Genomic DNA, 22,589 nt, shown 5'->3' on the forward strand with positions numbered 1-22,589 from the left:
ATAATCACCGACTCAACAAGTGCAAGTATGGAGAAAGTCCATTTTGTTTTTCTTTTGTCAATTGCCATGTTTGCTTTAAGTTTTGGCAGGGTATTTAGATAAGAACCAGAAACTATCACGTATAATTTGCGAACATAACAAAAAAATATTCTTAGAAAGGTGTGATGGAAAATGGCTGAAAACTTAAATGTGCATGTAAATGAAAACATGCCGGAAAATCAACGATTGATAAATTTTTTGAATCAAGAGTTATCTAACTTTGCTGTACTGTATATCAAACTTCATCGATACCATTGGTTTGTCACCGGTAAACATTTTTTTAAACTGCATGAAGTTTTTGAGGATCTTTATAATGAAGCGGCACAGGACATGGATGACATAGCCGAGCGGATTCTTGCTATAGGGGGCAGGCCTTTGGCCACCATGCATAAATACATCAAAGAAGCGACCATTCATGAAGCACAGGCGGATGATACAGAGGACGAAATTGTAACGCAGCTTTCCCGTGACTATCAAACGATTATTGATGAAATCAAAGGAAAAGGCGGAAAGTTGGCGGAAGAGGTGAACGATCAGCCTTCTCTCGACCTGTTAAATGAGCTGCAGGGACGACTGGAGAAACATGTCTGGATGTTGACAGCTTTCGAAGGCCATCTTAAATAAGAAAGCTCTTTTCGACGCCATCAGCTTGCAGAGAAACCTTTTGTTTCTCTGCAAGCTTTTTTTAATGAATTAGAAAACCCCTGGCTATGCCGGGGGTTCCGGAGAGCTTACAGTGTGGTAATAAAAAAACCTCACTTCATGGTAGGATAAAGTTGGTTTCCCGACCACTGCAGAGCAAACCACCAGTTCACACTGGTGGTTTTGATTATGCGTCTTTTTCTATTGTGGGAGTTTATCGGGCTCTATACTAAATGTGGTGACCCCTGTCGTGATGCGGATTCGAACTGAGCGAAAAATTACACCCATTCAAGGTTTTAGAACGAGATTCCTTTGGCGGAAAAACGGACGACTAAGACCCCATATCAGGAGATTTAAAAGGTTTGTGTCTTTCAGACGTTTACGACGGAAGTGAGCTAATAAGTTGGGCTGAGCTCGTTACACGAGATCTACGTCAGACAACGTATAGATGATTTTTAGAAGGAGGTATTTGATGGGATGAACTGCGTTTTCGACCATTATCATGACAGTATTTGTCCTTCAGTTCGTCATAAACGAAGGAAAAATCGATAAGCTCATTTATTTCCAGAAGAAGATGCTCCTTAGGGGCCACCATATCGTAGAGCCCTTCGTACTAGCTTAAATCCATGGATAATGGACGGTCTAACATCGAATCCCTCCCTATTATGTATTCCTTTCATTGAAAAGAAAAAAGAGTGACTTTCTTTTAGAAATCAAAGAAAATCACTTCTTTTCGTTTACCCTCTGTCGATTCCACGATGAGCGTTCGGTGGTGACGCCTGCGGGAACAGCGCGAGCCGAAGATCCACTTGGTTAAGTGATCTTTTTGACCAAGTTAGCTGAGGCCGTGCCCGCGGCAAGCATCCACCGATAAGCGATTCGTGAGAATCAACAACAAACTTTAAAATCTCTTCTAGATTAGAAAGGACTTTTTCAGTGGCCTCAAAAAAGGGGTGCTGTGTTTTAACAGCACCTCCTGTTCGTTACCTTCTCACTGCACGGATAATGAGACTTAGTATCAGAACGAAAATAATCGCACCGATCAATGCGGGAATGAGATAGATACCGCCTAATTCAGGACCCCATTGACCGAACAATTCTCCTCCGATCCATGCCCCGATGATACCCGCGATGATATTACCGAAAATACCAGCCGGTAAATCTTTTCCGACAATTAAACCGGCAAGCCAGCCGATTAGTCCACCGACTATTAAATAGATGATAAAACCCATATTGGATTACCTCCTTGTAGTATGTCGCTATTTTTATATTAATAAAACTTCAGCATATGACTGCTGTGTTTGTAAGACATGTACCCTTCCCAAGAAAAAACCAAACGCTTGCTTGGGGGTGCACGGACGAGAAGATTGCGAAAAATAAAAGTTAATGTATAATGGTTTATCAAAAGGATAGTATAACCAAAGCGCAATATTTAATTATAAATCTAGGAGTATAAGCATGAAACCACTTGTAGTTGCAGTTGTTGGGCCGACAGCTGTCGGGAAGACGAGCTTGAGCGTGGAAATAGCCAGGAACTTTGCTGGAGAAGTTATCAGCGGTGACTCGATGCAAATTTACCGCGGAATGGATATCGGTACGGCAAAAATAACAAAAGAAGAAATGAAGGGCGTACCACATCATTTAATCGATATAAAGCAGCCTGACGATACGTTCTCCGTTGCTGAATTCCAACAGAAAGTGGCGAATTGTGTGAAAGAGATAACGGAAAGAAATCATCTGCCGATTATCGCCGGCGGAACTGGTTTATACATACAAGCCGCCATAAATGGCTATATTTTTGCCGATGAAAAGAGGGATGATACCTACCATAAAAAGCTGGAAGATGAAATCGACTGTTATGGGATCGATACATTATACGCCAAGCTGCGATCGGTAGATCCGGAACAAGCCAAAAAGATCCATCCCAATAATAAGCGCAGAGTCATCCGTGCATTGGAAGTATTTGAGAAAACGGGCAAAACGATGAGTGAATATCAAGCTGCACAACAAGCAGACTCTCCTTATCGTCCTGTTATCTTAGGATTGGATATGGAAAGGGATCTTCTTTATCAACGGATTAACACGCGAGTTGATGAAATGGTTGAATCAGGGCTTGTGGAGGAAGTGAAGCATTTATACAATCAGGGCTTTTCAAACAGCCAGTCGATGAAAGCAATTGGATATAAAGAAATAATCCCATATCTAAATGGGGAAATGACCTTGGATGAAGCTGTCGGTTTGCTAAAACGGAATTCTCGAAGGTTTGCCAAGCGACAGTTGACATGGTTTAAGAACAAGATGGATATTCATTGGTACACGATTGATCCAGGGAAAAAGGAGGAACAATTTAAAATAATTTTATCTGAGTTAGCAGGAATGCTGCAGAAAAAATAGAATTACATAGTACAGATAAAAAGAGGAGGAAATTTTATGTCTCAATCGGTAAATATTCAAGATCAATATTTAAACCAACTCCGTAAAGAACGGATTCAAGTCACCGTTTTTTTATTAAATGGTTTTCAGTTGAGAGGGACCGTGAAAGCTTTTGATAACTTTACCGTTTTATTTGATACGGACGGTAAACAACAATTGATTTTCAAGCATGCCATTTCGACTTTCGCACCGGTGAAAAACGTAGCTTTGGATAAAGAGTGATGCCATCTGGGCACTCAATCCGGTGACGGAGTGATATTGTTTCAAACAGGGCAGGGTGTTCATACTGAACACCCTTTTTTATGGAATCAGAAAATGCCCGGGGTCCATAGGCGAATGTCACACTCCTTGTTCTTTTCACGTATAATATCGTGAATAAGGGGTGGTAATGTGGAATCTCAAGTATCATTAAAACGAAATGGCCAAATAAATATTATTTTAAATGAAAGAGAAAAACTCTCTACCTCCAAAGCACTGAGTGAACAAAAAGGATATGACCCTTTTGCCGACATCGACAATCGTTTCTCCTCTTTTGTAGGTTTAGAAAAATTGAAGGATACCATGAAAGAAATTTATGCATCGATCACCATTAATCAAAAAAGAGAAAAAGCTGGATTGAAAGCGGAAAAACAGGTTCTGCACATGCTTTTCAAGGGGAATCCTGGAACAGGAAAGACCACTGTGGCAAGGCAACTAGCCAGAACATTGTTTGAAATGAACATTTTGTCAAAAGGTCACTTTATCGAGGCAGAGAGAGCCGATCTGGTCGGAGAGTATATCGGCCATACTGCCCAAAAAACCAGAGATTTGATCGAAAAGGCTAAAGGCGGTATTTTGTTTATTGATGAAGCCTATTCACTCGGGCGCGGTGGTGACAAAGATTTTGGCAAAGAAGCGATCGATACATTGGTTAAGCACATGGAAGACAGCCATAACGAATTTATTTTGATCTTGGCTGGTTACCCAAATGAGATGGAATATTTCCTGTCGCTAAACCCCGGTCTGGTATCCCGGTTTCCCATCGTCCTTGAGTTCGAGGATTATTCAGTTGTACAATTGCTTGAAATTGCAAAGCAGATGGCTGCTGAAAGGGAATATCAATTCACAAAGGAAGCAGAATGGAAGCTTCAGGATTATTTAATCAAGCAAAAGCAAAACAACAATCATGATTTCTCAAATGCCCGCTTTGTCCGGAATCTATTGGAAAAATCGATACGAAAACATGCTGTCCGGTTGATGAGAAAACAAAACTTTTCGACAAAAGATCTGACTACCATCACCAAAAGCGATCTCTGTTTGGATTAGATAAAAAACTAGAACCTTGCTATGCGAGGTTCTAGTTTTTATTTGCTGTATATATTTGTTATGATGAAAGCAGTATCAGAGAAAGAGGTTGAGCAGATGCAGGAAAAAGTGCTAATCATAGCTGTACGACAACCAAGACAAGAAGAGGAACGTTTTCAATCTTCACTGAGTGAATTACAGTCTCTCACCGAAACAGCGCAGGGGAACGTCTTGAAAATCGTTACGCAAAATCGTGAAAAAATACATCCTGCCCTTTATATGGGGGAAGGAAAGGTAGAGGAACTTACTGAATTTGTGGAAGAATTGGAAATAGATTTGGTGATATCCAACGACGAGCTTTCTCCAAGCCAGGCAAAAAATTTAGGTGAGCGGCTTGGTGTTCGAATTATAGATAGAAGTCAATTGATACTTGATATCTTTGCGCAACGGGCAAATACAAAAGAAGGTAAACTGCAGGTTGAATTAGCGCAGTTGGAATACATGCTGCCGCGGCTCTACGGACAGGGGAAGTCATTATCCAGACTGGCAGGCGGCATCGGGACTCGCGGGCCGGGTGAAACCAAGTTAGAATCTGACCGGAGGCATATCAGACGAAGAATAGACGAAATCAAAGCCAGACTGCAAGCGGTTGTTAATCAACGTGCGCAATACAGGAGCCGGAGAAAAGAAAACAAAGCTTTCCAGATAGCGATTGTCGGTTATACGAATGCAGGAAAGTCGACTTTTTTTAACCGGATAACCAAAAGTGAATCGTTGGAAGAAAATCAATTATTTGCAACCCTGGATCCGATGACACGGCAAATTCAACTCCCATCCGGATTTGCTGCTTTGATTACGGATACGGTAGGATTCATTCAAGATTTGCCGACAACACTTATTGCTGCTTTCCGCTCTACACTCGAAGAAGTCACGGAAGCCGATTTCATTCTCCACATGGTAGATGCTTCCCATCCGGATTTGGAAAATCATCAGAAAACAGTAAATACATTATTGGAGGATTTAGGTGCGGAAAATCTACCTATGCTAACTGTCTACAATAAAAAAGACATTTTGCAAGAGGACTTTATTCCTTCCGTTCATCCCTCCATGACGATAAGCGCCCACGATCCTATCGATTTAAAGCGGGTGTTGCATGAAGTAGAACAGATATTAATCGGTGAATGGGAAGCATATCAGACATTTCTCACGCCAGATGAAGGAACGTTACTTGAAACGTTGAGAAGAAGGACTATTGTCACTGATCGTTATTTTGATGAAGCGAAAGAAGGTTATCGGGTAAGCGGTTATATTAGTCCGGATCATCCTTTAAAATACAAGGTGAAGGAGCAGCACGAGACAGAATGATTGAATCAACCATCAAAGAAGCAGAACAGGATATCCAGAAACAAATTCAAACAGCGAACAACATTTCGGAAACCAATCAACGTAATGTTTTGAAGGCATTTCAAAAACACCGAGTAAGTGACAGTCATTTCAATCCTACAACCGGGTATGGTTACGATGACAACGGACGGGAAGTCCTTGAGGCTGTTTATGCAGAGGTGTTTGGGGGAGAGGACGCTTTGGTGCGTCCTCAACTCGTGTCGGGAACTCACGCGATTACCACCTCCCTATTCGGACTGCTGCGCCCGGGGGATGAGTTGCTTTACATGACCGGAAAGCCCTATGACACTTTGGAAGAGGTAATTGGCAGCCGCGGTGAAAACAATGGCAGTCTTAAGGACTTCGGTATCGACTATTGTGCGGTGGATTTAAAGGAAAATGGAACCATTGACTGGGATAACGTAAAAAAGTCAATTAAAAGAAATACAAAAGTGATAGCCATTCAGCGATCGAAGGGGTATCATGAGCGCCCGTCATTTTCAATCGACGAGATAAAAGAAATGATTCAATATATTAAACACTTGGACAAGGACCTGCAAATATTCGTAGATAACTGTTACGGAGAATTTGTTGAAACGAAAGAACCGCTGCACGTGGGAGCGGATTTGATCGCCGGTTCACTGATCAAGAATCCCGGAGGCGGAATCGTCCGCGCCGGGGGATACATTGCCGGAAAAAAACATTTGGTAGAACAATGTGCCAACAGGTTGACCGCACCTGGTCTGGGAAAAGAAACCGGGGCGAGTCTTGGCATGTTGCAGGAAATGTTTCAGGGATTGTTTCTGGCGCCTCATGTAGTTGGGGAAGCGGTGAAGGGCGCGATTTTCACTTCTCGCTTCTTAGAAAAAAGTGGTTTTCATACGACACCGGACTATCGAGCCTCCAGAACCGACTTGATCCAATCAGTGAATTTTGATACTCCGGAACAAATGATTGCTTTTTGCCAGGCAATCCAACAAGCCTCTCCCGTCAATTCTTTTGTGACACCGTACCCTTCTGCAATGCCCGGGTATGATAGTGAAGTGATCATGGCTGCCGGGACATTTATCCAGGGGGCAAGTCTTGAACTCACTGCAGACGGGCCGATCCGCCCGCCTTATACTGCTTATGTCCAAGGCGGATTGACATACGCCCATGTGAAAATAGCAGTGACAGAAGCGGTAAAAACGTTACAACAAAAAGGGTTCTTAAAGCGATATTGATAATAGAATCAGCTGTTGATGTTCAATGGCTGATTTTTTTATGGCCACATTTAAGAAGCACACGCAACCTGGCAAATCAAGATGTCTCTGCGTGATTTATGGTCTGTCGGTGTTGCTGAAAACTTCATATTGAAAGTAGAAAGAGTCCCTGTCACGAGGTGCTATTCCCTCACTCTTTATTACCCTAAAGCTGCGGCATCAAAAGTAATAAGAGATAGATAGGAATTATTTAGAGGCATTGGGGATTTTAAAAGAGTGGATGTTTGGAATGGAGGGGAAAGAGGCAGCAGGCGGTTAAAAGGCAGATTCAAAAAACATCGCCTTCCCGAACAGCCCGTCTTATTGGTTTGTTTATAAAAGAAAGAAAATTCAAGGAATTTTTTATTTTTTGATGTAAAGAAAGCTTACACGCCTTGACAATTATTATTCCAATTGTATAATAGAACTATGGAAAAATAACAGGGAAAGGGGTTATACCATGAGCGATCTGGATAGACGTTCCATGCCGTTATTTTCCATAGGTATCGTTAAGTCACTGACCGATTTGACAGCAAGACAAATCCGTTATTATGAAGAACATAATCTGGTTCATCCGGCCAGGACAAACGGAAACCAACGTTTGTTTTCATTCAATGATGTCGATCGACTGCTCGAAATCAAAGAATTGATTGAAAAGGGGATAAACCTGGCAGGAATCAAACAAGTACTTAACATAAAAGACCTCCCAACGACAAAACAGTTGAAGGAAAATGAAAAAGCCCCGGAACTGTCTGAGAAAGAATTGCGGAAAATGCTGCAAAAAGAGCTTCACAGTACCGGCCGCATGGGAAAAACATCGTTGCGCCAGGGAGAATTATCACGATTCTTCCATTAAATATATAGGAGGAGAGGAATAAATGGCTGCTAAATTTACGAAAGAAGAGATAATGCAAAAAATCAAGGAGGAAAACGTACGGTTCATTCGTTTGCAGTTTACCGACATGCTTGGAACGATTAAGAACGTTGAAATCCCTTTGAGCCAGTTAGAAAAAGCATTTGACAATGAAATGATGTTCGATGGCTCTTCTATCGAAGGGTTTGTTCGCATAGAGGAATCCGACATGAAACTTTATCCGGACTTGGATACATTTGTTGTTTTCCCGTGGACTTCTGAAAAAGGAAAAGTCGCCCGTTTCATTTGTGATATTTACAATCCTGACGGAACGCCTTTTGAAGGCGACCCTCGTTACAACTTGAAGCGCAACTTGAAAAAGATGGAAGAGCTGGGCTTCTCCGCTTTCAATATTGGTACAGAACCAGAATTTTTCCTTTTCAAATTGGATGAAAAAGGTGAACCATCGCTAGAATTGAATGATAAAGGCGGTTACTTCGACTTAGCACCTACTGATTTGGGAGAGAACTGCCGTCGCGATATCGTGCTTGAATTGGAAGAGATGGGTTTTGAAATCGAAGCTTCCCACCATGAGGTGGCACCGGGACAGCACGAAATTGACTTTAAATATTCCGATGCTTTAAAACACTGTGATGATATCCAAACGTTTAAATTGGTTGTCAAAACGATTGCCCGTAAACATGGTTTACACGCTACTTTCATGCCAAAACCGCTGTTCGGTGTGAACGGCTCCGGGATGCACTCCAATATGTCGTTGTTCAAAGATGGCAAAAATTCTTTCTACGATCCACAAGGAGAACTGGAACTTAGCGAAACGGCATATCAATTTATCGCAGGCATCATCAAGCATGCGACCAGCTTCACAGCTGTAACAAACCCGACAATCAACTCTTACAAACGTCTTGTTCCAGGATATGAGGCACCTTGCTATGTAGCTTGGTCTGGATTGAACAGAAGTCCGCTTATCCGAGTTCCTTCTTCAAGAGGACTGAGCACACGAGTTGAAGTTCGAAGTGTCGATCCGGCGGCAAACCCTTATTTGGCTATGTCCGTCATGCTTGCCGCAGGACTTGACGGTGTGGAGAACAAAATGGAAGCACCAACAGCGGTCGACCGCAATATTTACGTCATGGATAAAGAAGAAAGGGAAGAAAACGGTGTGCAAGATTTACCGGCCACCCTTTACAATGCAGTTGAGCTAATGAAGAAAGACAAAATCATCGTAGAAGCGCTCGGAGAACATCTTTTCGAACACTTCGTCGAAGCAAAAGAAATCGAATGGGATATGTTCCGTACACAAGTACACCCTTGGGAACGCGAACAGTATCTGCAAACTTATTAATCTTACAATCCCTTGGCGCACAAGCGTCGGGGGATTTCTTTTGCTTTGACCAAGTGTTCTGATTCTGATCACCCACCACAGCACCCACGAAACACCCACAAAAATTAATCGCCTTTAGGGGAAGTGATTTGATCAAAGTATGCTTCGTATCTTGCCATTGATTTTTCATCAAGGCGCTTGGAGATATGTGAATACACATCAGCGGTTATTTGGTAGCTTCCATGTCCCAATCGCTCCTGGATGAACTTCATATCGTTTTCTGCTTCGAGCAAAAGTACAGCGTGTGTATGGCGCAATGAATGTATGGGTAGGCTCGGTATTCCTGCTTGTTTTAATATTCGTCTAAAGGCATTGAATAAACTTGATTTGGGCATGATATATCCATCTTCTCGACAAAAGACCAGGTTAAGATCATGGCGATAAATATCGTTTAGGTTTTGTTTGTTTTGGTTCTGCCATTTAAGATGATCTTTTAGCTTGCTAATTATGTTCTTAGATAAAGATATTGTTCTTTTTGATTTAAAAGTTTTTGGATCACCAAACAACTCGTCATCAGAATCGGCCTGAAAATCTAATGTTTTATTAACTGATACGGTTTTGTTCTTAAAATCGATATCAGACCACTGAAGAGCGGCAACTTCACCTTTACGCATACCAGTATCTATCATGAAACCAAAAAACAGCCAATAAATATAACCATATTGATATGCTGTTTTCATAAATATAGGAATCTCTGTCGAGTCAATAAACTTAACTTTTCGCTCCTTTTCTTTCCCCTTAATTACCGCTCCGATAGTAGGGTTCCTCTCGAGCATGTTTAGGTGAAAAGCTTTTTCCAAAGCATTGCGCATGGTTCCATGGATTATTTCTATTGTGCGCTTGCTGTACTCTTTTTTGAATAAATGAGTTAAGAACTTTTGGTACATTGTCGGAGTGATAGATTTTAACTCTATTTCTTTGAAGTAGGGAATTATCTGCTTTTCTATATTTCGCTTATGAAGGTCATAAGTATTCTTTCTCACTACGCCGTTCTTATATTCTTCTAACCAGTTATTTAGGAACTCCCTTAAGGTGGTGTTCTGACTAGCCAATTCAAAATTATTTAATAATTGGTGCTCCACTTCCTGTGCTTCAAATCGGGCTTCTGGTTTTGTTTTAAAGCCTCTCTTTGATTTCTCTTTGTACTTTTTAGTAATAGGGTCCCTATACTTAATACGGTATTCCCAAGTGCCATTATGTTTTCGGTAGCTTATTCCCACTCCCAAAACTCCTTTCTATATTTGGTAATCCGGACGAACTACAGGCATCACCTCCTTAAAATGGGAATATACGTTCTGCTTTAAGAATAAAATTTTTTATGAAGGAGTTGTTCAGGAATACCATAAGATTCAGTAGCTTCATGTATGGTTATAGGTTGAACAACTTCCTTCGATAACAACAATTCAACAGCAAATTCATTGGCTTCTTGTTCAATCTTGCTAGTAGAGTAATATGTATGTGATTGCAAAAAAGGTGCATTAACTTCTGGGTGTAAAACAGCATGACCTAACTCATGGCCACATATGAAAATTTTTTGTTGAGAGGATGCGTTTTCATTAATATGTATAATTGAAACTCTGGATTTTCTAGCATGAAAACCTAATATTTTTCCTAATGGAACGTTTCTGATAATCATCCCCTTAGCTTCAGCAATTTTGAATGGATCGTTGGTGCCATGTTTCTTAACTAATTGATTAACTTTCTTACTAATTGCCCCCATGTCATCACTCCTAGTTCCTGTGTTTTTTAGGGGTGAATTTTTGCTTTGCTATTCTTTTTGCTATACGGAGAGATTGTTCCAGAGATGCAATTAACAATTCTCTATCTTCTTCATCCATGTCATCAATCGTACTACCGTCAAAAGCAGCAAATCCAGAATCACTGTTCATGTTTTCCAACATACTCTCAAGCTCTTTTTGAATATCGCGTTCATCTTTTTCGGTCAGATCATAGTATCTTTTTTTGTCGGTACGGCCTAAAAGGTAGTCGGTAGAAACATCAAAGTAATCTGCTACTTTTTCAATTTTCTCTAAGCTAGGTGTTATTCTTTTCCATTGATAGATGGTATTCTTAGGAATTTCTAATTCTTCTTCCAATCTACTTACCGTAATACCCTTCATTTTGCACAATTCTTTAACACGTTCTAACGTAGCCATATTAAGATTTCCTTTCAATCGTACATAAACTAAAAAATAATTTAGTTATTTTGTTGACAGCTAATAAATTATTTAGTAATATGTACGTAAGCTAATTTGTTAGCTAAAAAAGACAATAAAAAATACGGCCTATAAAATACAATTTTTGGCGTTGGGGAACGGATAAAATGTATTGTAGCAGGCTTTTTATAGGCTTATTTAGCTATGCCTATATACTAATGTATTTTTTAGTTTTCGTCAATAACTTTAGCTAACATTTTAGCTTAAAAAAGATGAAGGGGTGGTGTGTCTTTTATGCCGGAAGAGTTAGCAATGAAAGTACGATCAGAATTATTTAAACGGAAAACAAGTCAAGCGTGGTTGGCCAAAGAACTTGGCATATCAAATGCTTATCTTTCAGACATCATCAATGGTCGGAAAACAGGACCGAAAGCTCAGGAGCATATAAAGCATATCTGCAAAATTTTAAACATTTGAGAAAGGCGGTTTCATCATGATCGAGGTGAATGTCGATCAATCCTTTGTAGAAGATATTTGCCGGGAGGAAGTTCAAAAGCGTTTGGATAAAGCGGAGTTTGACCTGGTCATGTGGGATAAAAATGAATTGGTTCGGCGCACTTGTATGAGCTGGTCAAGTATTCAAAGGACTTTCTTCTATGAACGCGATTTTCCAAAAGTGAAGTTGGGTGGCAAGTGGTATTTCCCAGCTGCAAAAACTACAAGGTTCTTGCTCGACTACTTAGATAGGATTGCTCAATCGAATTAAAGGAGGATAACGAAAATGAACGCGACTGTTGAACAAATGACGTTTGGAGAAATGCATGGTTACACAAAACGATTCAATGAAATCATGGCATCGAAAGCACCGCAAGACATCAAAGATGTTCGCTTGGCATCACTTATGGACGACTTGGAAGCTGCTTATCAGATTCCTCTTATCAGCGGCAAAAGACTAGCTGATTTTGAAGCGAACCATCCAGAGCTTATGCAACTGTATCGTACTGTTTCATTGGCTAGAAGCTTATAAAGGAGTGATTGAACATGGAAGGGTACGAAAATTTAACTGATCAACAGCGGGCCATTTTTGCAAGAACGCATGTACAACATCAAGAGGCGATGGGGTTAGAAAAATCCAAAGAATATGGTATTCAGAATGTAAAAGAGCTTCGCTGGGACGATGAAGAAAATTGCTTGAAAGTCTACTTTGCCAATGGCGACTGGTGGCATTATACGCCAAATGGTCAGTGGTACTGAAAGTGGGTGACAAAATGAAATGTCCATATTGCAATAGAAAGCCTAGTGATATTCCGGAATACGCACAGCAGGCCAAGGTGGAAGATATGACTCCAAAAGAGTATGTCAGATTCCGAGAAGGCACTTATCATATTGAAACTGATTTGTTTTGCTGCACTGATTGTTACTTGAAAATTGGGATGCCTTTAAACATCGAATTGGTTCAAGCCTATAGAAATTTCAGGGAGTATGTTGAACCACTTGAAAGGGGGTGATGAAGTTGTATGACGCAAAGGATTTCCAAGTTAATTTGTTGGGAGCAATAGTCATCACTGGAATTCTAACATTACTTTTTATTTGAAGGAGGAAATTTCACATGAAAGCACTTGGTATTGTAAGGAAATTAGATGATCTTGGTAGAGTTGTCGTTCCGAAGGAAGTAAGAAAGGTAAATGGGTGGAAGCCTGGCACACCTCTTGAAATGCTAGCTTCAAAAGATGGATTGTTCATCCGAGCATATCACCAATCGGAAGATAAGAATGCTGCTCTTGAAAAACTGCGACGGATTGGAGCAAATGCTCAAGATAAGGAAACGGCAAACTTAATCAATGAAGTAGCCAATTACATTGAAGGGAGGTGAACGGAGTAATGGAAAATTTGTTTACACCATCAAGTAGAGTGAAAATCAATGCCATTGAGTCACTGCAAAATTCAGCTGATAACTTGCTTCAACAAAAAAAGCTCTTGGGGCGTAAAGATGATGTTTTGAAAAACTCTTACACTCTGACAATCAATGAAGTGCTGGAATCAATTCAGCGTGTTGCATCAAAGATTGAAAATCCAGAAACAGAAGTCAGTGGAGAAATTGGAAAATAAAAAAGACCACTCTGCAAAGTGGCCTAAAAAGAAACTATTTTCACAGACATTATAGCACGGATTGAAGTGATGTAAATGGAATTATTTCCGCACCAGGATAGAGCGCTGGATGAAACATACCAACATAACCGTGTTGCTTACTACTTAGATATGGGCCTCGGTAAAACCTTTGTCGGTTCAGAAAAAATGTGGGAGCTAAACACACCTTACAATCTAGTGATTTGTCAAAAGTCCAAAATAGCAGATTGGAAACAACACTTTGAAGAACATTATCCGGAGTACCAGGTGATTGTTTTTGATCAGCAGGCCATTGAACGTGTACCGCCGGAAAGTGTACTGATTATCAACTATGACAAAGTTTGGCGTAGACCGGAACTGAAAAAACTGCAGCACTTCACAATGATGTTGGATGAATCATCAATGATCAAGAATGAAAAGTCCAATCGGTCAAAGTTCATTCTGCAGCTACACGCTGACAATGTGATTTTGCTATCCGGTACACCAACCGGTGGAAAGTATGAAGAACTTTGGAGTCAATTACATTTGCTTGGTTGGAACATCAAAAAGGACCTGTTCATGAAACAGTTTGTCGTCCAGGAATGGGATGACCGGAACCAACAGATGAAAATCACAGGATATAAGAATGTGGACAGACTTAAACGAAAGCTTCGCAAACATGGTGCAGTTTTCATGAAGACAGATGAAGTCTTTGACTTACCAAAAGTGAATGATCAGATTGTCAAAATTGCAGGTACCAAAGAGTATAAGGAATTTGCAAAGCATCACATTATCGAGTTAGGCGATGAACTTTTAGTTGGTGATACGGCTGCAAGCAAAAAGTTGTATTTGCGACAGCTCGCAGGTGTCTATAACCAAAACAAGCTGCAGTATGTGAAAGACCTGATTGACAGTACCAATGAACGAATCATCATCTTTTACAACTTTAAAAAAGAATATGCAGCATTGACTGAAATGATAGATGGGCCGACTGCATCAATCAATGGAGATATCAAAGATTTATCAGCATATGAAGAACAAGAAAATAGCATAACGCTTATACAATACCAGGCAGGAGCTATGGGCTTAAACCTGCAGAAAGCAAATAAAATCGTTTATTTTTCACTAACTGATAAGAGCGAGCTGTTTGAACAAAGCAAGAAACGGATCCATCGAATAGGACAAGAAAAACCGTGTTTCTATTATTATCTGTTAACTGCAGGAAGTATTGAGTGGCGAATGAAGGAAGTCCTGGACCAACGGCGGGATTATACGGACGAGCTATTTGAAGAGGAGGAAATGTGAGTGGAGGTTTACTTGGTCATTTACTGTGAAGACGAAGTAGGTGCAGGAGCAATCAAAGGTTTATTTGATAGTGAAATCAGAGCAAAAGTCTATCTTGCTGACTTTGCAATTAAGAATACAATCGATACAAGTTATCTTGAATTAGTGAAAAGAAAGGTTGAGGTGAGCAAATAATGGGTGATATGGCAGACTTAGCTGCAGAAGAATACTATGCAAGTTTAGCTGAACAAGAGTATGGACTTCAAAAGCATAAAAGATCGAGATTATATAAAACAGAGGATGTACTAAACCGTAGCAATTGGGTGGATGGACAAGGCGCAGTACATGAACTAAAGGATATGGATAGAGACCATTTACAAAACGTTTTGTTTTTTATTTATAGAAGGCGTGACCGATATTGGTTAAATTGCAAGGATGTAAGTTTAATTGAAAAGTTTAAAGATGGCGATGAGTTTTTCCAATCCGTAATCCGAAGTAGCACCATTTGGAAAGCGATTATAGCAGAACTACAAAGGCCAGTAGAAGGTTTCAATTTTGAATATACGGTGCCAGGAGAGGACAGATCCAATTGGGAGAAATAGCAGAAATGGTTTTTGAAGGGATCTTGTGTGAAACATGTGGGGTTTATATAGATGATTCCAATGGAGGTTATCCAAGAAAATGTGAGGAGTGTGAAGCCAATGAATGAACTGCAGGTCAAAACAATCAATCTAGCACCGGCAAAAGTAGAGTTTAATTTTGAAGAATTATCTGCTGTATTGGATGAACAACTTGTTAAATATCAAGGTTTGGAATTCACCGAAAAAGATGCAGCTGCATGTAAGAAAACCATTACGGAATTGAACAAAGGTAAAAAAGCCCTGGACACTTACCGAAAGGAAACCAAAAAAGAGCTTACTGCTCCGGTAACTGATTTTGAAAACCAGTGTAAGGAACTTGGAAAGAAATTTGATTCTGTTATCAACCCATTGAAAGAGCAGCATGATCAGTTTGAAGAAGAGCGGAAGGATAAGAAGCGGAAACAAATTGTGCCGATAATCGAACAGCTAATAGCTAGTGAAGGTTTGAATGATAAATACAGTGATCAGCTGCATGATTTCCCTAAAGAGTATTTCAATAAGAGCAAGACGCTTAAGTCCATTGAAAGTGAGTTAACGGAACGCGCTAAATATCTAGGATCTCTACAGGACAAAGAAGATGCTGATCAAGAGATCATTAAAAGTCATGTCGATTTAATGAATGCAAAACACGGAACTGATTTACTCGGTATCACTTACACTTCACTGCTAGATCACGATGTTTCTGTAGAAGAAATTAAAAATCAGATTGATCGTGATGTGAAAATCGTCGAGAAGAATAACCAAGTTCCGTTAAGTAGTGCTCCTGGTCATGTTGAAGATGAAAAACGTTACGTAGAAGTATATCGCGTAGAAGGAACTGAGTCGGATTTAGAAATGTTAGAAGAGTATATGAGCAGTAACGGAATGGCCTGGAAAGTGATGGAGGAATGAAAGAGTCAGCATTTCAAAAGAAAGTCATTAAGTTCTTGAAAGAGCATGATACCTGGCACGTCAAATATTGGGCGGGAAGTCAGTACACCAAAGAAGGCATACCAGATATTCTTGCTTGCATTGAAGGAACATTTCATGGAATCGAATTAAAGACGGATGTGGGTACACCTTCCAAGCTGCAGCTCTACAACATTCGTAAAATTAAGGACTCGGGTGGTCAGGCTTATATCTTGAGGCCGAAAGATTTTGAAGCCTGGAAAGAGAGGTGGTTTTCATGAGTGACAAAAAAGTATTAATGGACCTGGGTAATGTCCGCATTAAAGAATATGACAGCCTAAATGTCGTTGTTGAACGGTATGAAGATGTGTTTGTACCTAAAGACAAGAAAACTGTTAAGAAATGGGTATTTAAAGGCTATTCTAGGAACATTTTATCGGCCATGTTATACATCCAAGCAACTGAATTGTTGATCGATAGAAATAAAGTAAATGACCTGGAAACACACCTCAAACAAGTTGAACAGTCAAACGCTGAATTAATGGAAGTGATGAGGGAGTGACTCAATACTCATACAGCCGCGTATCGCTTTTTAATGACTGTCCGTACCACTTCAAGCTAAGGTACATCGATAAATTAACTGAATTACCAAAGTATGATGCAGCTAATCCTTTAATCATTGGACATGCTCTTCACAAAGGCATTGAGACTGATGTGCTTACGGCCGTTCAGGACTATTACAATAGCTTCCCTGTCATCAATGATCGCCAAGTAGAAGAAGCTATGAAACTAGAAATCTTGATACCGAAGGTCAAAGCTTATTTGGAAGAAATGTTTATCGGTTTTGAATTCATTCATGAATATGAGATTGATAAACCGGATTACAAAGGTTTTGTCGATTTAATTGCAATTGCTCCAACCAACGAATGTGTAGCGATTGACTTCAAGTATTCCAATAACATTAAAAATTACTTGGACTCGGGGCAGCTGCACATCTACAAACATTACCTGGAGCAAGATGGATTTGATGTAAAGAGAATGGGTTATGTGTTCGTTCCTAAGACAAGTATTAAACAAAAGCAAACCGAGGATCTCTTTCATTTCCGGAAACGAATCGTTGAAACAGTGGAAGCCAGTAAAGTTACTTTTGTTCCAATTGATTACGACAGCATGGAAGTCATCTATTTCCAAAATACTGTCAAGAAGATTGAAGCTGCAGAAGATTATCCGAAAAACGTGAGTGGCAATTGCTTCAGTTGTAATCCACGTTTCAGGCCCAATTACTTAGAGGCCATAGAAAATGAAAAAGGAGAGGTTGAAATGGTATTACCGAAAAATGAAAGACGAGAAAGAACGATTGATACGAAGCCGGATTTTTGGATTTATGCGGATTCTTATGTGGGGAAATCGACATTTGTCGACAATGTAGAGAACGTTCTGTTCTTGAACACGGATGGAAACACAGATAACACCACGGCACCAGTCATCCCAATTAAAGATGAAGTAACCAAAACAGGACGTATTACCAAGCGGAAGCTGGCTTGGCAGATTCTTTTAGACACTATCTCCGAGCTGGAAACAGAAGAGAATGAGTTTGAAGCGGTGGCGCTCGATTTAGTAGAAGATATTTACGAACATTGCCGAGTTTATGTCTATGATAAAAACGGATGGGAACACGAGTCGGACGGATCCTATGGTAAAGGTTGGGACAAGGTTAGAACAGAATTTAACAATACCATGAAGCGGATCAAGTCTCTTGATTACCAACTCATTTATATCAGTAAAGAAATTGTTGAAGAGTACACCTTGAAAGGCGGAGCAAAACGAACCACTTTCAAACCAAATATTAAAGATAAAGTGGCTAACTTCTTAACTGGTACTGTGGACCTTACCTTGCGGGCTTATATCAACTCAAGTGACGAGCGGTTCCTGCAGCTGGCCAAAAAGCAAAACGTATTTGGTGGCGGACGGTTTAATTTCCAAGTGGATGAAATTCCACTCGAATACGATCGATTTATTGAAGAACTGACTGCTGCCCAGGAAGGTAAAACGACTAAAAAGAAAACGGATAAGCCAAAGCGTGAAAGAAAGCGAAAGGACCAGAATCCGGACGCCGAAGCAAACACAGAGGAAGAAGCACCTGTTGAAGAAAAGCCAAGGCGTGAACGTAAGTCACTTAAAAATCGGGATGTTGAATCGGAAGAAACGGAAACCGAGGAGAAGGAAGAAAAACCAAAACGCCAACGCAGACAGCGTAAACCTGTTGAGGATGATACACCGCCAGGTGAATCAGATGATTCCGAATCTGAGGATTCTGCAGATGAAACCCAGGAAGAAGAAAAGCCGACCCGTCGCCGTCGTCGCAGGACTCGTGTGAATAATTAATTTTAAATATATTGGAGGATGATTAGTTATGGCAGTAAAGGAATTGAACACGAAAGAGCAGCATTACGCTGACACTCGTGATGAAGCAGAAGAAATTGTAACGGAAGCAAAGGAAGACATGTTCCTGACCAAATGGGGCATCAATGAAAAGCATAATAAGTATGGAACTTACTTTGTTGTTGATCTTACTTTCCATTTCGATACACCGAAAGAAATCATGGAAAGTGCTCCTGCAAAGGATGACGAAATTGAAGAACCACATGACGGAATACCGTATAGCGTTAATCAAGATGGTACAGCTGCAGTTAAACAAAATGAGGAGGATGAATAATTATGGCATTTGATTGGAGCAAGTTTGATAGAGACGTAGATTTGGAAGCTCTTGAGGAAGATGTGAAAGAGGTAGAAGAGAATGGTTTCGGTGATTTTCCTGAGATTCCTGATGGCCAGTATGAAGTTGAAGTGGAAAAAATGGAGCTCAAGGAATCCAAAAAAGGTGATCCGATGCTCACCATCTGGTTTAAGATTCTTGAAGGTGAGTTGGAAGGGCAGCGTATTTTCTATAACAAAGTGATGCAACCACAGAATGATAAAGCGTTTGGTTTCCAAGTACATCAAAATAATGAAATGCTGCGGGCACTTTGGGACTGTGAACATGACGATGTGAAGTTTACTGGTTTCCAAGATTACGCGGAGTTAGTGCTAGATATTCATGAGGACATCGATGGTAAGTTTGAATACTTGCTAGAAAAAGGGACTAACAAAGATGGCTATGATACTCATGAAATTGCTGAGATTTTTGAAGTTGAATAAATGAATAGGGGAGTCTTGATCGACTCCCTTTTAATTCGTAAATATAATTCGATATGTCATCTTACTATTTTTTTTAAGGGTATGTTCATCGAATTCTTCTTCATCTCCAATGCCAATATGTGTATTTCCGTTTAAATCATTCAACTTGTAATCTAGTAGCCTAACCCTACAATGAAGATAATATTTTGCTGCCATTGAACTAGAACTATTATTGACTGCTATATCGAAAATATCTGGATAGGACATTGTTACTGGATTACCATTATTGTCTTTTAAGTTAAGTATCAATGTTGTGCCATGAACAGTATCGTAACTACTATGACTTACTAAAGTATATTGAACTTCATTATCTGGAATATCTGGCACAAATGATAAGGTTAAATATTTCCAACGGTCCAATTCCTTTATAAAAGATTCCAATGATACAGTTGTTGACATGCTATCTCCTCCAAAGATTAATTTTTTACCATGTCAATAGTAACATAAATATCCAAAAATTTCTTGCTTTATAATAAGGAGTGATTTCAATTGCTCTTCTATGACTTTGAAGTGTTTGCTCATGATTGGTTAGTAGTAATAACCGATTCGTCCAGTCAATCAGAGATTATCTTCCACAACGATGAGCGTGGCTTAATCAAATATTACAATGACCACAAGAAAGACATCTGGATCGGATATAACAGCAGGCATTACGATCAATACATTTTTAAGGCGATCATTTGTGGATTTAAGCCACAAGAAATAAATAAATGGATTATTGTTAAACGCATGCCAGGCTGGAAGTTTTTCAAAGATTTTTGGAAAATACAGCTTTTCAACTATGATGTGATGACAAATAAAACACGATCACTAAAGCAGCTTGAAGGCTTCATGGGGCACAACATTAAAGAGTCGGACGTGTCATTTGATATTGAGCGGCCGTTAACGGAAGAAGAGATCGAGGAAGTCATTAAATACTGTCGCCATGACGTACACGAAACCATGCACATATTCTCCGAGAATATAGAAGAATTTGAGTCACAGGTTGAGCTTCTAAAGATGTTCAATTTGCCGCTTAAATATATTTCCAAGACAAAGGCCCAACTGTCAGCAGTTATTTTGGAAGCCAGACAGCCAAAGGTACCAAGATGGGATGAATTCGATTTTTCTTTTCCGCCAACATTACGAATTAACAAATATACCAAGGTCTTGGACTTTTACAAGGAAAACCGAGATTATAACAAGGTTTTGGAACTTGATGTAGCAGGTGTTCCGCATTTATTTGCCTGGGGTGGACTTCATGGAGCCAGGAACAATTACATCGATACCGGCCACTTTATAAACATTGATGTGGCAAGTTATTATCCAGCCTTGATGATTGAATATGACTATCTGAGTAGGAATGTAAAAGATGCTAATAAATTCAAAGAAATCCGAGATACCCGATTAAAGTATAAGGCTGCTAAAGATAAACGCCAGGCTCCATTGAAGATTGTCATTAACGGTACTTATGGAGCGATGAAAGATAAATATAATGGTCTATATGATCCAAGGCAGGCGAACAATGTATGCATAGGTGGTATGACTCTGTTATTAGATTTAATCGAAATGTTGGAGCCGCATTGCCAAATCATCCAAAGTAACACGGATGGTGTCCTGGTTAAGCTGTATAAAGAAGATGACTATGAGTTAATTGATGATATCTGTTATGAGTGGGAGCGGCGTACTAAGATGGAGCTTGAGTTTGATGAATTTACGAAGGTTATTCAAAAAGATGTGAACAATTACATCTTAGTTGCTCCAGATGGATCGTATAAATCGAAAGGTTCCTATGTAAAGAAACTGAATTCGTTGGACTACGATCTACCAATCGTAAATGAAGCGGTGGTGAATTACTTTGTGAAAGGCATCGATCCAGAGGAAACGATTTTTAACTGTGACGAGTTAATCAAATTCCAAAAGATAATTAAAATCAGCAGCAAATACAGTTACGCCAGGTATGGTACCCGGCGCTTGAATGAAAAAGTGTTTAGAGTATTCGCTTCAGTAGACAAAAACGATAAAGAGCTGCGAAAAGTGAAAAACGATACAGCAGAAAAGATAGCATATGCACCAGAACATAGTTTTATTGTTAATGATGACTTAAAAGAAAAAGAGATACCAAGTAAATTAGATTACTGGTGGTATCTCGATCTGGCCAACAAGCGTATTAATGATTTTTTAGGTTGTTGAGTCAAACCATATTTCAATCGTGTTTCTTAGAGGTTCAATTAGGTTCCAAAAATACTCTATATTTGAACCAATTATAATTAATAACATGATGAGAATAAAAGTGATCGATTCTTTTAAGCTATACACTTTATGTTTGTTTCTATTAGTAACTAAAGAAACAATGAAATAATAAATTAAGAAAAGAGTAACAAGAACACGAGAAATTACGTTCAAGGCACTTAACATTGAATCATAAAATAGGTTCCAAATAAATTTGATATTGTATAAAAAAGAGTCTAATAAGCTTTTGAACGAATCAATCTGTAGTGTTTGGACTTGAACAATAACATCTTCTACTGATTTAGGAATGAAGAAAAGAATAATAACAAAAGTAATATATGTAATTTTTTGTAACGCCCATTGAACTTTTGCCTTTTTATTCTCAAAGGGGATCTTAGTATCTCTGTAAATAGTAATACTAAGAATTAATAAACCAATTGATGAAATAAATTCATAAGTTAAAGAGTAAAAGATTAATAAAATACATGTTATTAAAAGCCCAACAGCACCACTTAAAAAAGCATTTTCAAAACCATTATCACTATAATTCTGAAGCGATGGATAATTTATAGTGGTAGAGGTACTTATTGAGGTGGAATTATCAAAGTAAATATTATCTCCACTAACATTTTTTTGTTGAATTTGTGTAGTAGATTTTGGTTTAATAAACTCCTTTGTAATTTGAATGATTGTGAAAATAGCAGCTATTGTAGTAATAATAGTGCTTAATAAATTAATTTCCAATTTGATACACACTCCTTTTAATATCTATATCGGTTAGACAAGGAA

At 39.4% G+C, this 22,589-nt stretch carries 30 protein-coding genes and 1 pseudogene; 24 read left to right on the plus strand and 7 right to left on the minus strand.

The features are described from left to right. Positions 1-171: 171 nt before the first annotated feature. Positions 172-663, plus strand: a complete 492-nt coding sequence (locus ABVF09_RS09795; RefSeq protein WP_235162447.1) for a Dps family protein — start codon at positions 172-174, stop codon at positions 661-663. 438 nt (positions 664-1,101) lie between these two features. On the opposite strand, the pseudogene ABVF09_RS09800 reads toward ABVF09_RS09795, so the two are convergent. Together ABVF09_RS09800 and ABVF09_RS09805 are read right to left on the minus strand one after the other, a co-directional pair. After that, positions 1,102-1,276 (minus strand): annotated as a pseudogene (locus ABVF09_RS09800) (transposase); the annotation flags it as partial. A 388-nt stretch (positions 1,277-1,664) separates the two neighbouring features. Continuing rightward, positions 1,665-1,913, minus strand: a complete 249-nt coding sequence (locus tag ABVF09_RS09805; protein ID WP_026570283.1) for a GlsB/YeaQ/YmgE family stress response membrane protein — start codon at positions 1,911-1,913, stop codon at positions 1,665-1,667. A gap of 226 nt (positions 1,914-2,139) precedes the next feature. Here ABVF09_RS09805 and miaA point away from each other — a divergent pair, with 226 nt between their 5' ends. The 7 genes from miaA to glnA all read left to right on the plus strand — a co-directional run bounded on the left by miaA (position 2,140) and on the right by glnA (position 9,238). Continuing rightward, complete coding sequence (miaA, locus tag ABVF09_RS09810; RefSeq protein ID WP_371069105.1) at positions 2,140-3,075, plus strand: tRNA (adenosine(37)-N6)-dimethylallyltransferase MiaA; 936 nt, start codon at positions 2,140-2,142, stop codon at positions 3,073-3,075. Positions 3,076-3,111: 36 nt separating this feature from the next. Then, positions 3,112-3,336, plus strand: a complete 225-nt coding sequence (hfq, locus tag ABVF09_RS09815) for an RNA chaperone Hfq (protein ID WP_026771327.1) — start codon at positions 3,112-3,114, stop codon at positions 3,334-3,336. 168 nt (positions 3,337-3,504) lie between these two features. Continuing rightward, positions 3,505-4,419: a stage V sporulation protein K gene (gene spoVK, locus ABVF09_RS09820; RefSeq protein ID WP_026570282.1), complete on the plus strand. Its 915-nt coding sequence runs from the start codon at positions 3,505-3,507 to the stop codon at positions 4,417-4,419. 96 nt (positions 4,420-4,515) lie between these two features. Continuing rightward, the gene (gene hflX, locus ABVF09_RS09825) at positions 4,516-5,763 is read left to right on the plus strand and encodes a GTPase HflX (protein ID WP_026570281.1); all 1,248 of its coding nucleotides are present in this window, start codon (positions 4,516-4,518) and stop codon (positions 5,761-5,763) included. Continuing rightward, positions 5,760-7,004, plus strand: coding sequence for a methionine gamma-lyase family protein (locus ABVF09_RS09830; RefSeq protein WP_026570280.1), 1,245 nt, complete (start codon positions 5,760-5,762; stop codon positions 7,002-7,004). Before hflX ends, ABVF09_RS09830 begins: the two co-directional genes overlap by 4 nt. A gap of 478 nt (positions 7,005-7,482) precedes the next feature. Continuing rightward, positions 7,483-7,878, plus strand: a complete 396-nt coding sequence (locus tag ABVF09_RS09835) for a MerR family transcriptional regulator (protein ID WP_026570279.1) — start codon at positions 7,483-7,485, stop codon at positions 7,876-7,878. Between the two features lie 22 nt (positions 7,879-7,900). After that, on the plus strand, positions 7,901-9,238 hold the full coding sequence (gene glnA, locus ABVF09_RS09840) for a type I glutamate--ammonia ligase (RefSeq protein WP_026771324.1): 1,338 nt from the start codon (positions 7,901-7,903) through the stop codon (positions 9,236-9,238). Between the two features lie 104 nt (positions 9,239-9,342). On the opposite strand, the gene ABVF09_RS09845 is transcribed toward glnA, so the two are convergent. From ABVF09_RS09845 to ABVF09_RS09855, 3 genes are all read right to left on the minus strand, one after another. After that, positions 9,343-10,497, minus strand: a complete 1,155-nt coding sequence (locus ABVF09_RS09845) for a site-specific integrase (RefSeq protein WP_371069106.1) — start codon at positions 10,495-10,497, stop codon at positions 9,343-9,345. 80 nt (positions 10,498-10,577) lie between these two features. Next, positions 10,578-10,997, minus strand: coding sequence for an ImmA/IrrE family metallo-endopeptidase (locus tag ABVF09_RS09850; RefSeq protein WP_371069107.1), 420 nt, complete (start codon positions 10,995-10,997; stop codon positions 10,578-10,580). Positions 10,998-11,007: 10 nt separating this feature from the next. Next, the gene (locus tag ABVF09_RS09855; RefSeq protein ID WP_371069108.1) at positions 11,008-11,433 is read right to left on the minus strand and encodes a helix-turn-helix domain-containing protein; all 426 of its coding nucleotides are present in this window, start codon (positions 11,431-11,433) and stop codon (positions 11,008-11,010) included. A gap of 294 nt (positions 11,434-11,727) precedes the next feature. Between ABVF09_RS09855 and ABVF09_RS09860 the strand changes: the two genes are divergently transcribed. The 15 genes from ABVF09_RS09860 to ABVF09_RS09930 all read left to right on the plus strand — a co-directional run bounded on the left by ABVF09_RS09860 (position 11,728) and on the right by ABVF09_RS09930 (position 19,550). Then, the gene (locus ABVF09_RS09860; RefSeq protein WP_371069109.1) at positions 11,728-11,910 is read left to right on the plus strand and encodes a helix-turn-helix domain-containing protein; all 183 of its coding nucleotides are present in this window, start codon (positions 11,728-11,730) and stop codon (positions 11,908-11,910) included. Positions 11,911-11,926: 16 nt separating this feature from the next. Further along, complete coding sequence (locus ABVF09_RS09865; protein ID WP_371069110.1) at positions 11,927-12,199, plus strand: group-specific protein; 273 nt, start codon at positions 11,927-11,929, stop codon at positions 12,197-12,199. Positions 12,200-12,214: 15 nt separating this feature from the next. Continuing rightward, positions 12,215-12,460, plus strand: coding sequence for a hypothetical protein (locus ABVF09_RS09870; protein WP_371069111.1), 246 nt, complete (start codon positions 12,215-12,217; stop codon positions 12,458-12,460). A gap of 14 nt (positions 12,461-12,474) precedes the next feature. Continuing rightward, positions 12,475-12,687, plus strand: coding sequence for a hypothetical protein (locus ABVF09_RS09875; protein WP_371069112.1), 213 nt, complete (start codon positions 12,475-12,477; stop codon positions 12,685-12,687). Between the two features lie 355 nt (positions 12,688-13,042). Further along, positions 13,043-13,306, plus strand: a complete 264-nt coding sequence (locus ABVF09_RS09880) for an AbrB/MazE/SpoVT family DNA-binding domain-containing protein (RefSeq protein WP_371069113.1) — start codon at positions 13,043-13,045, stop codon at positions 13,304-13,306. Positions 13,307-13,314: 8 nt separating this feature from the next. Continuing rightward, positions 13,315-13,542, plus strand: coding sequence for a hypothetical protein (locus tag ABVF09_RS09885; RefSeq protein WP_371069114.1), 228 nt, complete (start codon positions 13,315-13,317; stop codon positions 13,540-13,542). Positions 13,543-13,617: 75 nt separating this feature from the next. After that, positions 13,618-14,844, plus strand: coding sequence for an SNF2-related protein (locus ABVF09_RS09890; protein ID WP_371069115.1), 1,227 nt, complete (start codon positions 13,618-13,620; stop codon positions 14,842-14,844). Further along, a complete protein-coding gene (locus ABVF09_RS09895; RefSeq protein WP_371069116.1) occupies positions 14,845-15,018 on the plus strand; it encodes a hypothetical protein in 174 nt (57 codons plus the stop codon). It abuts the gene before it with no gap. Next, positions 15,018-15,425, plus strand: coding sequence for a hypothetical protein (locus ABVF09_RS09900; RefSeq protein WP_371069117.1), 408 nt, complete (start codon positions 15,018-15,020; stop codon positions 15,423-15,425). The genes ABVF09_RS09895 and ABVF09_RS09900 overlap by 1 nt, the downstream gene beginning before the upstream one ends. Positions 15,426-15,524: 99 nt before the next feature. Next, positions 15,525-16,355 (plus strand): DUF1351 domain-containing protein, encoded by an 831-nt coding sequence (locus ABVF09_RS09905; RefSeq protein WP_371069118.1) that lies wholly within the window; start codon positions 15,525-15,527, stop codon positions 16,353-16,355. Beyond that, complete coding sequence (locus ABVF09_RS09910) at positions 16,352-16,633, plus strand: VRR-NUC domain-containing protein (RefSeq protein ID WP_371069119.1); 282 nt, start codon at positions 16,352-16,354, stop codon at positions 16,631-16,633. Before ABVF09_RS09905 ends, ABVF09_RS09910 begins: the two co-directional genes overlap by 4 nt. Continuing rightward, on the plus strand, positions 16,630-16,914 hold the full coding sequence (locus ABVF09_RS09915; RefSeq protein WP_371069120.1) for a hypothetical protein: 285 nt from the start codon (positions 16,630-16,632) through the stop codon (positions 16,912-16,914). The genes ABVF09_RS09910 and ABVF09_RS09915 overlap by 4 nt, the downstream gene beginning before the upstream one ends. After that, positions 16,911-18,737 (plus strand): AAA family ATPase, encoded by a 1,827-nt coding sequence (locus tag ABVF09_RS09920; RefSeq protein ID WP_371069121.1) that lies wholly within the window; start codon positions 16,911-16,913, stop codon positions 18,735-18,737. The genes ABVF09_RS09915 and ABVF09_RS09920 overlap by 4 nt, the downstream gene beginning before the upstream one ends. 28 nt (positions 18,738-18,765) lie before the next feature. Then, entirely contained in the window at positions 18,766-19,068 is a 303-nt protein-coding gene (locus ABVF09_RS09925) for an organic solvent tolerance protein OstA (protein WP_371069122.1), read from the plus strand. A gap of 2 nt (positions 19,069-19,070) precedes the next feature. Next, positions 19,071-19,550, plus strand: a complete 480-nt coding sequence (locus tag ABVF09_RS09930) for a DUF669 domain-containing protein (protein ID WP_371069123.1) — start codon at positions 19,071-19,073, stop codon at positions 19,548-19,550. A gap of 30 nt (positions 19,551-19,580) precedes the next feature. Here ABVF09_RS09930 and ABVF09_RS09935 read toward each other — a convergent pair whose 3' ends face one another. Continuing rightward, complete coding sequence (locus ABVF09_RS09935; RefSeq protein WP_371069124.1) at positions 19,581-19,988, minus strand: hypothetical protein; 408 nt, start codon at positions 19,986-19,988, stop codon at positions 19,581-19,583. A gap of 90 nt (positions 19,989-20,078) precedes the next feature. On the opposite strand from ABVF09_RS09935, the gene ABVF09_RS09940 reads away from it, so the two are divergent. Next, a complete protein-coding gene (locus ABVF09_RS09940) occupies positions 20,079-21,761 on the plus strand; it encodes a hypothetical protein (RefSeq protein ID WP_371069125.1) in 1,683 nt (560 codons plus the stop codon). Here ABVF09_RS09940 and ABVF09_RS09945 read toward each other — a convergent pair. Further along, positions 21,750-22,544: a hypothetical protein gene (locus ABVF09_RS09945; protein ID WP_371069126.1), complete on the minus strand. Its 795-nt coding sequence runs from the start codon at positions 22,542-22,544 to the stop codon at positions 21,750-21,752. The two genes, ABVF09_RS09940 and ABVF09_RS09945, sit on opposite strands and share 12 nt — an antisense overlap. Positions 22,545-22,589: the final 45 nt, after the last annotated feature.

The sequence above is a fragment of the Sediminibacillus sp. JSM 1682029 genome (assembly GCF_041366435.1).
Lineage (GTDB): Bacteria > Bacillota > Bacilli > Bacillales > Amphibacillaceae > Sediminibacillus > Sediminibacillus terrae.

Bases quoted from the DNA above. Each gene is read 5' to 3' on its own strand.
- ABVF09_RS09875 (WP_371069112.1), top strand. From the start codon at position 12,475: ATGGAAGGGTACGAAAATTTAACTGATCAACAGCGGGCCATTTTTGCA.
- ABVF09_RS09900 (WP_371069117.1), top strand. From the start codon at position 15,018: ATGGGTGATATGGCAGACTTAGCTGCAGAAGAATACTATGCAAGTTTA.
- ABVF09_RS09905 (WP_371069118.1), top strand. From the start codon at position 15,525: ATGAATGAACTGCAGGTCAAAACAATCAATCTAGCACCGGCAAAAGTA.
- ABVF09_RS09925 (WP_371069122.1), top strand. From the start codon at position 18,766: ATGGCAGTAAAGGAATTGAACACGAAAGAGCAGCATTACGCTGACACT.
- hfq (WP_026771327.1), top strand. From the start codon at position 3,112: ATGTCTCAATCGGTAAATATTCAAGATCAATATTTAAACCAACTCCGT.
- ABVF09_RS09855 (WP_371069108.1), bottom strand. From the start codon at position 11,433: ATGGCTACGTTAGAACGTGTTAAAGAATTGTGCAAAATGAAGGGTATT.
- hflX (WP_026570281.1), top strand. From the start codon at position 4,516: ATGCAGGAAAAAGTGCTAATCATAGCTGTACGACAACCAAGACAAGAA.
- ABVF09_RS09915 (WP_371069120.1), top strand. From the start codon at position 16,630: ATGAGTGACAAAAAAGTATTAATGGACCTGGGTAATGTCCGCATTAAA.
- miaA (WP_371069105.1), top strand. From the start codon at position 2,140: ATGAAACCACTTGTAGTTGCAGTTGTTGGGCCGACAGCTGTCGGGAAG.
- ABVF09_RS09885 (WP_371069114.1), top strand. From the start codon at position 13,315: ATGGAAAATTTGTTTACACCATCAAGTAGAGTGAAAATCAATGCCATT.
- ABVF09_RS09830 (WP_026570280.1), top strand. From the start codon at position 5,760: ATGATTGAATCAACCATCAAAGAAGCAGAACAGGATATCCAGAAACAA.
- ABVF09_RS09890 (WP_371069115.1), top strand. From the start codon at position 13,618: ATGGAATTATTTCCGCACCAGGATAGAGCGCTGGATGAAACATACCAA.
- ABVF09_RS09835 (WP_026570279.1), top strand. From the start codon at position 7,483: ATGAGCGATCTGGATAGACGTTCCATGCCGTTATTTTCCATAGGTATC.
- ABVF09_RS09860 (WP_371069109.1), top strand. From the start codon at position 11,728: ATGCCGGAAGAGTTAGCAATGAAAGTACGATCAGAATTATTTAAACGG.
- glnA (WP_026771324.1), top strand. From the start codon at position 7,901: ATGGCTGCTAAATTTACGAAAGAAGAGATAATGCAAAAAATCAAGGAG.
- ABVF09_RS09805 (WP_026570283.1), bottom strand. From the start codon at position 1,913: ATGGGTTTTATCATCTATTTAATAGTCGGTGGACTAATCGGCTGGCTT.
- ABVF09_RS09880 (WP_371069113.1), top strand. From the start codon at position 13,043: ATGAAAGCACTTGGTATTGTAAGGAAATTAGATGATCTTGGTAGAGTT.
- ABVF09_RS09870 (WP_371069111.1), top strand. From the start codon at position 12,215: ATGAACGCGACTGTTGAACAAATGACGTTTGGAGAAATGCATGGTTAC.
- ABVF09_RS09930 (WP_371069123.1), top strand. From the start codon at position 19,071: ATGGCATTTGATTGGAGCAAGTTTGATAGAGACGTAGATTTGGAAGCT.
- ABVF09_RS09850 (WP_371069107.1), bottom strand. From the start codon at position 10,997: ATGGGGGCAATTAGTAAGAAAGTTAATCAATTAGTTAAGAAACATGGC.
- ABVF09_RS09935 (WP_371069124.1), bottom strand. From the start codon at position 19,988: ATGTCAACAACTGTATCATTGGAATCTTTTATAAAGGAATTGGACCGT.
- ABVF09_RS09865 (WP_371069110.1), top strand. From the start codon at position 11,927: ATGATCGAGGTGAATGTCGATCAATCCTTTGTAGAAGATATTTGCCGG.
- ABVF09_RS09910 (WP_371069119.1), top strand. From the start codon at position 16,352: ATGAAAGAGTCAGCATTTCAAAAGAAAGTCATTAAGTTCTTGAAAGAG.
- ABVF09_RS09795 (WP_235162447.1), top strand. From the start codon at position 172: ATGGCTGAAAACTTAAATGTGCATGTAAATGAAAACATGCCGGAAAAT.